The sequence below is a fragment of the Micromonospora sp. NPDC048871 genome (assembly GCF_043198155.1).
Taxonomy (GTDB): domain Bacteria; phylum Actinomycetota; class Actinomycetes; order Mycobacteriales; family Micromonosporaceae; genus Micromonospora.
In genome coordinates, this window is record NZ_JBICUM010000015.1 from 30,651 (window position 1) to 42,626 (window position 11,976).

The following is an 11,976-nucleotide window of genomic DNA, read 5'->3' on the forward strand; positions in this document are numbered from 1 at the left end:
CTCTCCTATCACGTAGCGGTCGTCGGGCCACCCCGGTCGACCAGCGGCAGGGAGCGTAGCGTGCGCTCCAGGTGCCATTGCAGGTGCGCCGCGACCAGTCCGCTGCACTCCCGGCGGGTCCCGGTGTCGGTGGCGTCGGCGATCCGCCAGTCGCCGCGGACCAGCGCGGACATCAGGTCGATGGTGGCCGGGGCGGGGTGGGCGGCCCCCGGCGGCCGGCAGTCCGGGCAGACCGCACCTCCGGCGGGTACGGAGAAGGCCCGGTGGTGGCCCGGGGTGCCGCAGACCGCGCAGTCGGTCAACGCGGGTGCCCACCCGGCCAGGGCCATGCCCCGCAGCAGGTACGCGTCGAGGACCAGGGTGATGGCGTGCTCCCCCTGGGCCAGGGCCCGCAGGGCGCCCAGGGTGAGTTGGAACAGCCGCAGCGAGGGTTCCCGTTCCACCGGGGTCAGCCGTTCGGCGGTCTCGGCGATCGCGCTGGCCGCGGTGTAGCGAGGGTAGTCGCCGAGGAACCGCTTGCCGTACAGGTCGATCCCCTCGACCTGGCTGACGGTGTGCAGCGAGCTGCCCACCTCCCCCTTGGGGTCACCGGCGAGTTGCAGGTCGACATGGCCGAAGGGCTCCAGCCGGGCCCCGAACTTGGAGGTGGTCCGGCGTACTCCCCGGGCCACCGCCCGCAGCCGGCCGTGCCGCCGGGTGAGCAGGGTGACGATCCGGTCGGACTCGCCGAGCTTCTGTACGCGCAGCACCACCGCGTCGTCGCGGTAGAGCTGTCGGCGGTATCCGGCCATCGCGTCATTGTCCCTCCCGGCCGGAGCGCCACCGTCACCCCGGGTCGGATTTCAGGGTCCCTCCGGGTATCGGGGCAGGCTGACCCGGATGTGTCCGCCCTGGCACCGGCGTTAGCGTGCTCGTCATGCCTTCGCACCAGCGCACCAGCATCGCCTCGCTCGCTCGTACCCCCCGGTGGGCTACCGTCCGCCGATCCGGTACGGCGCTGGCGTCGGCGCTCACCCTGATCGTGTCGGCCGGGTGCGGCAGCCTCTCCTTCCGTCGGCTCGACTTCGACACCACCGAGCAGGCCCGGATCACCACCATCCGGCTGCTGCCGGGCGCCGGCGACGTGGTGATCCGCGCCGACGGCGATCCGGACCAGGTCCGGATCAAGCGGGTGGTGCGCTACCAGGGCAACCAGCCGACGACCACGTACGAGATCAAGGACGGTGAACTGGTGCTGGACACCTCGTGCGGGCGTCGGTGCAGCGTCTCCTACGAGGTCATCGTGGGTAAGGGGGTCCAGGTCGAGGGTGAGACCGGTTCCGGCAACATCGACCTGAGTTCGGTGGGCCGGGTGGAGGTGAAGGTGGGCTCCGGCAACGTCCGGGTGGCCGGCGCCGCCGGCGCGGTGCGGGTGGAGACCGGCTCCGGCGAGATCCAGGTGTACGACGTGTCGGCTCCGGTGGTGCTGCGGGCCGGCTCGGGGAACATCGACGCCACCGGGCTGCGCGGCGAGGCGCAGGCCCAGGCCTCCTCGGGCAATGTGACGATCGAGTTGGCGCAGCCCGCCTCGGCCCGCGCCCACACCTCCAGCGGCAATGTCGAGCTACGGGTACCGGCCGGTGCCTACCAGGTACGGACCGAGGCGGGTTCGGGTGAGGTGGAGGTCGGCATCCCCAACGATCCCGCCGCCCCGCTGCTGCTCGATGTGCGCACCGGCAGCGGGAACATCACCATCATGCCCCGGTGAACTCCCCGCCCCGGCCACGCTGACCCGACACCAGTTCCTCGCGGGGCTCGGTCGCCTGGGCCTCGCGGGGCTCGGTCGCCGGGTCCCGTTGCCCCGGTAGGGCCATCGCACCCGGCTCGACCGGTCGATCCGAGGCGGCGGCGCGGCGGGACTCCGTGTGCCGGTTGGCGGCCGGCACCTCCGGGGGACGCCCACCGGGGAGCAGCTCCGGTGGACGTTGCGCCGCCACGTCCTCGACCCAACCGAAGAGTGCGGTCACCACACCCACCAGCAGGAAGACCAGCACCACCCGGATCGCCAGGCCCAGCAGGTCCTGGTGGGACCAGCCGACCACGTCCACCAGCGGGGTCAGGGCCACCACGAACGCCATGTGCCACAGGTAGACCGTCAACGCCCGGCGGTTCAGCACGGTCACCGCGCGCCCGAACACGGCGTTGCGGTCGACCCATTCCGCGCTCGACGGCGCCCGTCCCAGCACCACCAGGATGAAGGCGGCCGACCAGAGGGCGTTGCCTAGGGGGTTGTCGTTCAGGTCGTACCCACGCGGCCCGGGATGGCTGAGGATCCAGGCGCCGCCGACCGCCGCCAGGGCCAGCACGGTCGGCACCAGCACCCGGTTGGTCAGGCGGCGCAGCATCCCCGCCTGGTGGGCGAAGCCCAGCAGCCAGGCCCCGAAGTAGAGTCCGAACTCCCGCAGCACCCCGGGCGCGTTCGGGTAGACCCCGAACTCGATCGCCAGCAGCAGGCAGTACGGGGCCAGCAGGGTGGGCAGCGGATAGCGCCGGAACAGCCACAGGGCGATCGGTGAGGCGAGCACGAACCACAGGTAGTCCCGCAGGTACCACATCGGACTCAGCGCCAGGGCGCCCCAGTAGTTCGCCGGTGGGTCGGCGATCGGGAAGAGCCAGAGCAGCACCTTCGGGGTCAGCGGCAACCCGGTGAGCAGCATCGCCGGTACGAAGATCGCGGCTACCACCCACAGCGAGGGCAGCAGCCGGCGCAACCGGCGGCCGACCGCGGTGGGGCCGAACCGGTGCAGCGAGGCCGCCATCAGCGACCCGGCCAGGGCGAACATCACCGACATCGCCGGAAACAGCAGGGTCAGCGACGCCCAACCGGTGACGTGGTAGACGACGACTCGCACGATGGCCAGAAAGCGCAGCAGGTCCAGGTATCGGTTTCGCATCAGCCTGCATCTATATCCGGGGGCATAGGCACGTTCCTCTACCCTCCGGGTCGGGGTGGGAAAACCCCAGAGACCCAGCGGGATAGTGAAACTTCCCATATGCCTGACCGGTACCGATCAGAGCGATGCGGCGCCAGAAGTCCGGATTAGCAGCCCCTCCACAGCGGAGTCACCGGCCGACCCCGCCTAGAAGCCGAGCTTGCGCAGCTGCTTGGGGTCGCGTTGCCAGTCCTTGGCCACCCGGACATGCAGATCCAGGTAGACCCGGGTACCCAGCAACTCCTCGATCTGGCGCCGGGCCGCCGTGCCCACCGCCTTGAGCCGGCTGCCACGGTGCCCGATCACGATCGCCTTCTGGCTGGGCCGCTCCACATACAGATCGGCGTAGATCTTCGTCAGCCGCCCCTCAGGGATCATCTCCTCGACCACCACGGCGATGGAGTGCGGCAACTCGTCCCGGACCCCCTCCAGGGCGGCCTCCCGGATCAGCTCCCCGACCAGCACCTGCTCCGGTTCCTCGGTGAGCATGTCATCCGGATACAGCTGCGGAGACTCCGGCAGATACCGCGTCATCACCTCGACCAGGGTGTCCACCTGGTGCCCGGCGACAGCGCTGACCGGCACCACCTCGGCGAACTCGCCCAGCTCGCTGACGGCCAGCAACTGCTCGGCCAGGCGCTTCTTGTCGACCAGGTCGGTCTTGGTGACCACGGCCAGCACGGTCGCCTTCAACTCGGCCAGCTCCCCGGTGATGAACCGGTCACCCCGGCCGATCGGCTCGTCGGCCGGAATGCACAGGCCGATCACGTCGACCTCGCTCCAGGTCTGCCGCACCAGGTCGTTGAGCCGCTCGCCGAGCAGGGTACGCGGCCGGTGCAGACCCGGAGTGTCCACGAGCACCAGCTGGGAGTCCGGCCGGTGCAGCACCGCCCGGATGACATGCCGGGTGGTCTGCGGCTTGTTCGAGGTGATGGCGATCTTCTGCCCGACGATCGCGTTGGTCAGGGTCGACTTGCCCGCGTTGGGGCGACCGACGAAACAGGCGAAGCCCGCCCGGTAGGCCGGTGTGACGGCGTCGGCGCTCACTCGGTCACCGTGCCGAGCACCGTGCCGTCCGGGGCGGCCACGTGCACCGGTGCGTCCGCGGCCAGGTCACGCACGGCCGCGTACCCGGCACCGTCGAGAGTGGAGGCCTCCGTGACCACCACGGCCGCCTCCAACCGGGTGGCACCGGCCGCAGCCGCCGAGGCGACCGCCAACTGGAGGGCGGTGATCGTCAACGAGGGCAAGGACACGCTGGCCGCCGCGTACGTCCGACCGTCCTGGTCGCGTACCGCGGCACCTTCGACCGCGCCCACCCGACCCCGCGCCCCCCGGGCCAGGATGACCAGCTTGCCGTCCTCGGCGCTGAGTTCGGAGCCGGCGGGTACGGCAGCCGGTACGGCGGGTGACTCAGGCATCTGCGGGTTGCCTCTCCTCTGATCGATCCGTGTCGTCCCGGGAGGAGGTCGGTCCCTCCGGGTTGTCCTGGGTGTCCGTGGGATCGACCCGTCGCACCAGCACGGTGTCGATCCGGTTCCGTCGGCCGGTGGTGCCCTCGGCCAGCAGCCGCAGCCCGGCCACCTCGACCTGCGCCCCGGGGATCGGCACCCGGCCCAGACACTGGGCCAGCAGACCCCCGACGGTCTCCACCTCGTCGTGCGGCAGTTCGGTGTCGAACAGCTCGCCGAGATCCTCCACCGGCAGCCGGGCGGTGACCCGCACCGCCCCGTCGGGCAACTGCTCGATCGGCGGACGCTCGACGTCGTACTCGTCGGTGATCTCCCCGACGATCTCCTCCAGGATGTCCTCGATAGTGACCAGTCCACCGGTGCCGCCGTACTCGTCCACCACGATCACCAGGTGGTTGCGGGCGGCCTGCATCTCCGAGAGCAGATCGTCTACCGGCTTGGAGTCCGGCACGAAGGTGGCCGGCCGCATCAGCTCCGCCACCGGCAGGCGGCGGTCCTCGGCCGCACCACCCTGGGTGTGCCGGATGAGGTCCTTGAGGTAGAGCACCCCGAGCACGTCATCGACGCTCTCCCCGATGACCGGGATGCGGGAGAAGCCGGAACGCAGGAACAACGCCAGCGCCTGCCCCAGGGTCTTGGTCGACTCGATCCACACCATCTCCGTACGCGGCACCATGACCTCACGGGCGATGGTGTCCCCGAGCGCGAAGACCGAGTGGATCATCTGCCGTTCGCCGTGTTCGACGACCCCCCGCTGCTCGGCCAGGTCGACCAGCTCACGCAGCTCCACCTGGGTGGCGAAGGGTCCTTCCGGGAAGCCACGGCCCGGAGTGACCGCGTTACCGATCAGGATCAGCAGCGAGGCCAGCGGATTGAGCGCCCGGCCCAGCCAGCGGACCAGCGGCGCGGCGAACCGGCCCACCGGGTACGCGTGCTGCCGCCCGAGGGTACGCGGACCCACCCCGACCGCCACGAAGCTGACCACGGTCATCGCCCCGGCGGTGACCAGCGCCGCCCGCCAGCCCGCACCGAAGGTGTCCACCGCCACCAGAGCCACCAGGGTGGTCGCGGTCAACTCGGCGAGCAGCCGCAGCAACAGCAGCAGGTTGAGATGGCGGACCACATCACCGGCGACCAGTTGGAGGGTGTGCGCGCCCCGCGCACCCTCCCGGGCCAGTTCGGCGGCTCGGGCCGGCGAGACCGCCGCCAGAGCGGCCTCGGTCATCGCGATGAGACCACCGAGCACCACCAGCCCGGCGGCGATGGCGAGTAGTTGCAGGTCGGGTAGGCCGGTGGCGGACGCGGCCAGCGAAGTGTCCATCACCGGGTGCGGGTCGACCGCCAGCTCGACAGCAGCCGGGCCTGGAGCCCGAACATCTCCCGCTCCTCCTCCGGCTCCGCGTGGTCGTAGCCGAGCAGGTGCAGGACCCCGTGCACGGTGAGCAGATGCAGCTCGTCGGCGGCGCTGTGGCCCGCGGTAGCCGCCTGCTTGGTCGCCACCTCCGGGCAGAGCACGATGTCACCGAGCAGGGCCGGCTCACCACCGGCGGCGGCGCTCTCCCCCGGCCCGTGGTCGATGCTGCCCTCGTCCATGGGGAAGGCGAGCACATCGGTCGGGCCGTCACCGCCCATCCAGCGGTGATTCAGCTCGGTCATGTAGTCGACGTCGACCAGCAGCACGGACAGCTCGGCGAGGGGGTTGACCCCCATCTCGTCGAGGGCGTGCCGGGCGACGGCCAGCACCGAGTCGGTGTCGACGGGGACACCGGACTCGTTGGCGATCTCGATGGACAACTGTCTTCCCTCGTTCTAGCGGCGCCGGCCGGCGCGGTTGCCCTGGGCATTGTGCCCCTGCACCGCGTGCACGCCCTGGGCCTGCTGATTCTCCCGCTCGGCATCCCAGCGGGCGTACGCGTCGACGATCTCACCCACCAGCCGGTGGCGTACCACATCGGCGCTGGACAGCTGCGCGAAGTGCACGTCGTCCACCCCGGCCAGGATCTCCCGGACCACCCGCAGACCGCTGGTCGTCCCACCGGGCAGGTCGACCTGGGTGACGTCACCGGTGACCACGATCTTGGAACCGAAGCCGAGCCGGGTGAGGAACATCTTCATCTGCTCGGGAGTGGTGTTCTGCGCCTCGTCGAGAATGATGAACGCGTCATTCAGGGTGTTGTGCGTGACCAGGAAGTGGTCGGTGACATAGAGCGAGTCCTCCGCCGCCACCTGGATGCACATCGTCTCCTGCACCCCGGCCGGGATGATCGAGTCGATGAACCGCATCGGCCGCCCGCCGCCGTACTCGGAGTACCGCTGGCGCTTGCGGGCCAGCCGGAACGGCGTGATCTCCTCGGGTAGGCGGATCTCCACGGCGTACGCGTCAGACCGGTAATGGACCGGGCGGCCCTTCGCCCGACCGGGCGCACGGCCCTCGGCCGCGCGACCGCGCCAGGTCGCGACCCCACCCAGCGACTGGACCAGGTAGATGACGTCGTCGCGCAGTCGAGCCGAGGTCGTCGTGTACTGCACCCGGCAGGTGCGTCCATCCTGCACGACCGGCCCGCCGTCGCTGTCCAGCAACCCCTGCAGGACGGCCAACCGGACATCGAGGCTGTTGCGCTGGTACACCTCGGGCACGAACTTGGTGCCCGACTTGGTCCCGGCCAGGCCCAGCTCACGGAGCGCGACCGTCACCGGGTTCGCGACGATCACCCCGCCCCGGTGCCCGTCGACGTGCCGCAGCACGTAGTCGTACTCGCTCTTGCGGACGAGTTCGATGTCGGCGAGCGCATCCTCCATCGCGCGGGCGAGTTCCGGGTCCGCGGTGCTGAACCCTGGCGTCGTCTGGCACGAGATGGCGCCGTCGCCGAGCAGCAGACCGAGCGCGTAAGGGTCGAGTGGGACCTCCTGCGGCTCCATCTGCACGGGCGCCACGACCGGCAGCTCGTACCGGCGGGTGTGGCCCCGCCACTCCTGGCCGATCATCTCCTGCGTCTCGAGCGTGCGCCGACGTCCGCGTCGCTTGTCCTCGGCGGTAGCGACCGTCCAGAGGTGTTCGCCGCAGCACAGGGTGGAGGCTCCGTCTCCGGTGGTGACCCGGTAGACCTGCTTAGGCCCCTGCGGGTAGATGCCGATCACCGGGGTCGGCCTGCCGTTCGAGCCGATGACCAGGTCACCGACCTGAAGCGAACCGAACCGCTTGAACCCTTCAGGGGTGAGAACCCGCGAATCGTACGGCTGGGCCCGGCCCCGCATATACGCCAGGGGGGCGACCTCGATGGTGCCCGCGGCCATCAGCTTGGGGATGGTCTCCGGGTCCAGCATGTCGTGCAGCGCATCGTAGAGAGGGCGCAGGTACGGGTCGATCTTCTCGTTGAGGGTGCCGGGCAGGAAGCCCAGCCGCTCCCCCGCCTCGACCGCGGGCCGGGTCAGGATGATCCGGTTGATCTGCTTGGCCTGCAACGCCTGGACCGCCTTGGCCATGGCCAGGTAGGTCTTGCCGGTGCCGGCCGGGCCGATGCCGAAGACGATGGTGTGCGCGTCGATCGCGTCGACGTAGCGCTTCTGCCCGAGCGTCTTGGGCCGGATGGTGCGCCCACGCCGGGACAGGATGTTGAGGGTGAGCACCTCGGCGGGCCGTTCCGTGCCACCCTGCTCCAGCATGCCGACGGTACGCCGGACAGCATCAGTGGTCAGGGTCTCGCCTTTCTCGATGAGTTCGAGCAGTTCGCTGAAGATCCGCTCGGCGAGGGCGTTGTCGGCGGGCGCGCCGGTGAGGGTGATCTCGTTTCCTCGCACGTGCACGTCGCTGTTCACCGAGCGCTCGACCAGTCGCAGGATCTCGTCACCCGCCCCGAGCAGGTTCACCATGATCTTCGAGTCGGGGACGGTGATCCTGGTCTGCACCCGGGGTGGGCCGGGAGGTGGGGTGCCGGTCATAGGTCGGGCCGCAGGGCCCTACGCCACCTGCTCTCGATCTCGGTGCCGGGCCTGGCGCCACGGCGTGCTGACGTTACCTCCATCGTATCGGGTCGCCAGCTCGGACACGCTGCCCATTTCCGGTGGCCCCAGAGGCACACAGAAGCGGAGGAAGCAGACATCAGCGATCGCTTCCGGCACGGAAGTCGTACCGGTCGAAGGTCTCCTGGTGCCGGGTGAACCGGTAGGTGGCCCAGTGCATCCGGACCACCACCCCGTCGCCGTCGCGGGTCAGCCGGAGCAGTTCGCCGACCTCCCGCCCGGCGACCGTACGGAACACGTCCGGCCGATCCGGTAGCGGCGCGAAGATCGCGGGCGGCTTGCCCGGCGGGTCGTCCGCGCCCCGGGCCTGAAGGGTCGCGTTGCGCCAACTGAACACGTACTCGAAGCCCTCGCCCCACCAGCGGCCGAGCAGCCCGCGCAGGTGGGCGGGGGCCGGGTCGCCGGGCTGCCAGGGGGTGATGTCGGCCGGATCGTGCTCTACGGTGGCGGCGAGCAGCCGGTGCGGCAGGTCCAGCAGTTCCGCCGCAGTACCCGAGGAGCCCAGCACGGCGGCGCCGAACGCGGCCGGGGTGCCCTCGCCGCCGCGTCGGCCGTACACCCCGGCGAGGAACCCGGGCATGGCGCCGTCGTGCCCGACATGCACCACCCGGTCGCCCTGGGGCACCAGGATCAGTCCCAGGCCGAAGCCGGCGTTCCACACGGTCTCGTCGGTGACCGTGACCGGCCAGCGCATCTCCTCTGCGGTGGCCGGGGCCAGCACCCGCCCGGCCGGGTCCAGCGCGGCCGGATCGGCCAGGAAGGCCGCCCAGCGGGCCATGTCGGTGGCCGTGCTCCACAGCTGCGCGGCGGGTCCGACGGCACCGAAGTCGGCCGGGGGCTCCGGATGCGCCTCGTCGGAGTACGCGTCGACCAGGTAGCCGGTGGCCGCTCGGGGACCGGGCGCGACCGTGGTGTCGGTCAGCCCCAGGGGGGTCAGCACCCGCTCGGTCAGCACCTCGGCCCAGGTGCCCCCGCGTACCTGCCCGACCAGCCGACCGAGCAGCGCCATGCCGAGGTTGGAGTAGTGGAACCGGCGTCCGGGCGGCAGCACCCGCTCGGCCCGGGTCAACTCGGCGAGCAGCCGGTCGGCATCCGGCGCCCGCAGGGTGTCCCAGACGTCGCCGTACGGCTCGCGTTGCAGGCCCGCGGTGTGCGACAGCAGTCGGCGTACGGTCAACTCGCCGTGTGCCGGCAGGTCGAGGTGCCGGCCCACCGGATCGTCGAGGTCGAGCAGACCCTCGTCACGGCACTGCATGACCAGTACGGCGGTGAAGGTCTTGGTCACCGACCCGATCCGGAACCGGGTCCGGTCGTCCAGGGGGGTGTCGTTGCCCGTGCCGCCGACCGTGCACGTCCACAGCGCCCGATCGGCCCGGTGCACGGCGGCCGCGACCGCCGGTACCCGGGCCTGCGCCTGGACCCGCCGCACCATCCGTTCCAGGTGCCCGGCGGCGGTGGTGCGGTCGGCGGCTGAACTCACGCCAGGTCCCGGGCCAGCATCGGACCGAGCGGCGCACCGCCCAGCAGGTGGGCGTGGACGTGGAACACCTCCTGGCCGCCGTAGCCACCGGTGTTGAACATCAACCGGAAGCCGTCCCCGAGCAGCCCCTCGTCCTCGGCCACCGCGGCGGCGGTGGCCAGCACCTCACCGGCCAGGGCGGGGTCACCCTGGCCGAGGGTGGCCACGTCGGCGTAGTGCTCCTTCGGGATGACCAGCACGTGCACCGGGGCCTTCGGGTCGATGTCGCGGAAGGCGAGGGTGGTGGGGGTCTCCCGGACCACCGTGGCCGGGATCTCCCCGGCGACGATCCGACAGAACAGACAGTCAGCAGTACTCACCCCGGCAGTGTAAGGAAGGGCCCCCGCTTAACGCCTCCGGTAGCGGAAGGGCCCCTTGTTAACACTGGCAGCGAGTGCGGCAGGATGGCGCGCATGGCGCAACGAGCAGTGCTGGTCACGGGCGGTTCACGGGGTATCGGACGGGCGGTGGTGCAGGCCTTCGCCGCCTCCGGCGACCGAGTGGCCATCCACCACCGCGACTCGGCCCAGTTGGCCGAGCAGCTGCGGGCCGAACTGCCCGGCTCGGGCCATGTCGTGGTCCGCGCCGACCTGGCCGACCCCGACGCGGTACGGACCATGGTCGACGAGGCCGCCGACCACCTGGACGGGCTCGACGTACTGGTCAACAACGCCGGAGTGTTCGGGCCGGCCGACCCGCCGCATCCCGTCTTCGGCACCAGCTACGAGCAGTGGCGGCAACGCTGGCGTGAGGTCTGCGACACCAACCTGTTCGGGGCGGCCAACGCCGCCTGGTGCGCCGCCCAACACATGCGCACGCGAGGTGGGCGGATCATCAACGTCTCCTCGCGCGGCGCCTTCCGCGGCGAGCCGACCAATCCGGCGTACGGCGCCAGCAAGGCCGGTCTCAACGCGATGGCCCAGTCGCTGGCGGTGGCCCTGGCGCCGTACGGCATCGCGGTGGCCTCAGTGGCGCCCGGCTTCGTCGAGACGGACATGACCAACGAGCACCTGAAGGCCCCGCGGGGTGCGGCGATCCGGGCCCAGAGCCCCTTCGACCGGGTGGCCCGTCCCGAGGAGATCGCCGCGGCCGTGCACTGGCTGGCCAGCCCCGAGGCGGAGTGGGCCTCCGGCACCATCATCGACCTCAACGGCGCCTCCTACCTGCGCACCTGACCCTCGGTCCTGCCCCTGCCGCGCGCCCCCTCTGCTCTGCTTCAACCGACGCAACGGGCAGCGGGCAGGGCTACCAGCGCAGGAGGCGGGTGGCCAGGACGGCCAGGGCGGCCACCCCGGCGGTGGAGGTACGCAGCACCGAGGGGCCCAGGCGGACCGGGTGCGCGCCAGCCTCCTGGAAGGTTGCCAGCTCGGCCGGGGTGATGCCGCCCTCGGGGCCGACCACCAGCACGATCTCACCCGCCTCGGGCAACTCGACAGTGGTCAGCCGGTCGGTCGCCTCCTCGTGCAGGACGTACCCGGCGGCGGCGCCGGCGATCCGGCGGCTGACCGAGCCGGTTGACTCGTCCGGGGCGCCCGCCACCACCGGCAGCCACGCCCGGCGGGCCTGTTTCGCCGCCTCCCGGGCCGTGGCCACCCACTTGCCCCGGGCCCGTACCCCCCGGTCACCGCGCCACTGCGCCACCGACCGGCCGGCGGCCCAGGGGACGATCTCGTCGACTCCCGCCTCGGTCATCGCCTGTACGGCCAGTTCACCCCGGTCGCCCTTGGCGATGCCCTGCACCACCACCAGTCGGGGGTTCGCCGCGTCGACGTACCCCCGGCTGGTGATCTCGATGTCCAGGGTGCCCCGGCCGACGGCGGTGACCACGGCGGTGGCCGTGCCGCCCCGGCCGTCGCCGAGCAGCAGTGCCTCACCGACCCGCAGCCGTTGCACGGTGGCGGCGTGGTGCCCCTCGGGGCCGTCGAGCACCATCGAGTCGGCGACCGGCAGCGACTCGACCAGGAACAGCGGAGCGGACACGAGACGGCGCCGG

The 11,976-nt window shown here is 71.3% G+C and carries 12 protein-coding genes and 2 pseudogenes; 2 read left to right on the top strand and 12 right to left on the bottom strand.

Annotation, left to right across the window (positions count from 1 at the left end; genetic code table 11):
* Nucleotides 1-8 precede the first annotated feature (8 nt).
* The gene (gene recO / locus ACGFIK_RS24795; protein ID WP_327024530.1) at nt 9-791 is read right to left on the bottom strand and encodes a DNA repair protein RecO; all 783 of its coding nucleotides are present in this window, start codon (nt 789-791) and stop codon (nt 9-11) included.
* A 125-nt stretch (nt 792-916) separates the two neighbouring features.
* Here recO and ACGFIK_RS24800 point away from each other — a divergent pair, with 125 nt between their 5' ends.
* Nucleotides 917-1,747: a DUF4097 family beta strand repeat-containing protein gene (locus ACGFIK_RS24800; protein ID WP_327024529.1), complete on the top strand. Its 831-nt coding sequence runs from the start codon at nt 917-919 to the stop codon at nt 1,745-1,747.
* Here ACGFIK_RS24800 and ACGFIK_RS24805 read toward each other — a convergent pair.
* The 10 genes and pseudogenes from ACGFIK_RS24805 to ACGFIK_RS24850 all read right to left on the bottom strand — a co-directional run bounded on the left by ACGFIK_RS24805 (nt 1,734) and on the right by ACGFIK_RS24850 (nt 10,303).
* Nucleotides 1,734-2,933, bottom strand: coding sequence for an acyltransferase (locus ACGFIK_RS24805; protein ID WP_327024528.1), 1,200 nt, complete (start codon nt 2,931-2,933; stop codon nt 1,734-1,736). The two genes, ACGFIK_RS24800 and ACGFIK_RS24805, sit on opposite strands and share 14 nt — an antisense overlap.
* A gap of 186 nt (nt 2,934-3,119) precedes the next feature.
* Entirely contained in the window at nt 3,120-4,019 is a 900-nt protein-coding gene (era, locus tag ACGFIK_RS24810) for a GTPase Era (RefSeq protein ID WP_327024527.1), read from the bottom strand.
* Nucleotides 4,016-4,393: a cytidine deaminase gene (locus ACGFIK_RS24815; RefSeq protein ID WP_327024526.1), complete on the bottom strand. Its 378-nt coding sequence runs from the start codon at nt 4,391-4,393 to the stop codon at nt 4,016-4,018. Before ACGFIK_RS24815 ends, era begins: the two co-directional genes overlap by 4 nt.
* Entirely contained in the window at nt 4,386-5,789 is a 1,404-nt protein-coding gene (locus tag ACGFIK_RS24820; RefSeq protein ID WP_393341588.1) for a hemolysin family protein, read from the bottom strand. The genes ACGFIK_RS24815 and ACGFIK_RS24820 overlap by 8 nt, the downstream gene beginning before the upstream one ends.
* Nucleotides 5,765-6,238, bottom strand: coding sequence for an rRNA maturation RNase YbeY (ybeY, locus tag ACGFIK_RS24825; RefSeq protein WP_327024525.1), 474 nt, complete (start codon nt 6,236-6,238; stop codon nt 5,765-5,767). Before ybeY ends, ACGFIK_RS24820 begins: the two co-directional genes overlap by 25 nt.
* 15 nt (nt 6,239-6,253) lie before the next feature.
* The gene (locus ACGFIK_RS24830) at nt 6,254-6,727 is read right to left on the bottom strand and encodes a PhoH family protein (protein ID WP_393341590.1); all 474 of its coding nucleotides are present in this window, start codon (nt 6,725-6,727) and stop codon (nt 6,254-6,256) included.
* A gap of 168 nt (nt 6,728-6,895) precedes the next feature.
* Nucleotides 6,896-7,429, bottom strand: a pseudogene (locus ACGFIK_RS24835) (LAGLIDADG family homing endonuclease); the annotation flags it as partial.
* A gap of 207 nt (nt 7,430-7,636) precedes the next feature.
* Nucleotides 7,637-8,383 (bottom strand): annotated as a pseudogene (locus tag ACGFIK_RS24840) (PhoH family protein); the annotation flags it as partial.
* A gap of 160 nt (nt 8,384-8,543) precedes the next feature.
* Complete coding sequence (locus tag ACGFIK_RS24845; protein WP_327027003.1) at nt 8,544-9,896, bottom strand: serine hydrolase domain-containing protein; 1,353 nt, start codon at nt 9,894-9,896, stop codon at nt 8,544-8,546.
* 44 nt (nt 9,897-9,940) lie between these two features.
* A complete protein-coding gene (locus ACGFIK_RS24850; RefSeq protein WP_327024524.1) occupies nt 9,941-10,303 on the bottom strand; it encodes a histidine triad nucleotide-binding protein in 363 nt (120 codons plus the stop codon).
* A gap of 93 nt (nt 10,304-10,396) precedes the next feature.
* On the opposite strand from ACGFIK_RS24850, the gene ACGFIK_RS24855 reads away from it, so the two are divergent.
* On the top strand, nt 10,397-11,158 hold the full coding sequence (locus ACGFIK_RS24855) for an SDR family oxidoreductase (RefSeq protein WP_327024523.1): 762 nt from the start codon (nt 10,397-10,399) through the stop codon (nt 11,156-11,158).
* A gap of 70 nt (nt 11,159-11,228) precedes the next feature.
* Here the strand turns inward: ACGFIK_RS24855 and ACGFIK_RS24860 are convergent, their stop codons facing one another.
* Nucleotides 11,229-11,963: a 16S rRNA (uracil(1498)-N(3))-methyltransferase gene (locus tag ACGFIK_RS24860; protein WP_327024522.1), complete on the bottom strand. Its 735-nt coding sequence runs from the start codon at nt 11,961-11,963 to the stop codon at nt 11,229-11,231.
* Between the last annotated feature and the right edge of the window lie 13 nt (nt 11,964-11,976).

Coding starts and splice junctions, on each gene's coding strand:
- recO (WP_327024530.1), bottom strand. CDS start 791: ATGGCCGGATACCGCCGACAGCTCTACCGCGACGACGCGGTGGTGCTG.
- ACGFIK_RS24800 (WP_327024529.1), top strand. CDS start 917: ATGCCTTCGCACCAGCGCACCAGCATCGCCTCGCTCGCTCGTACCCCC.
- ACGFIK_RS24805 (WP_327024528.1), bottom strand. CDS start 2,933: ATGCGAAACCGATACCTGGACCTGCTGCGCTTTCTGGCCATCGTGCGA.
- ACGFIK_RS24815 (WP_327024526.1), bottom strand. CDS start 4,393: ATGCCTGAGTCACCCGCCGTACCGGCTGCCGTACCCGCCGGCTCCGAA.
- ACGFIK_RS24830 (WP_393341590.1), bottom strand. CDS start 6,727: ATGCGGTTCATCGACTCGATCATCCCGGCCGGGGTGCAGGAGACGATG.
- ACGFIK_RS24845 (WP_327027003.1), bottom strand. CDS start 9,896: ATGGTGCGGCGGGTCCAGGCGCAGGCCCGGGTACCGGCGGTCGCGGCC.
- ACGFIK_RS24855 (WP_327024523.1), top strand. CDS start 10,397: ATGGCGCAACGAGCAGTGCTGGTCACGGGCGGTTCACGGGGTATCGGA.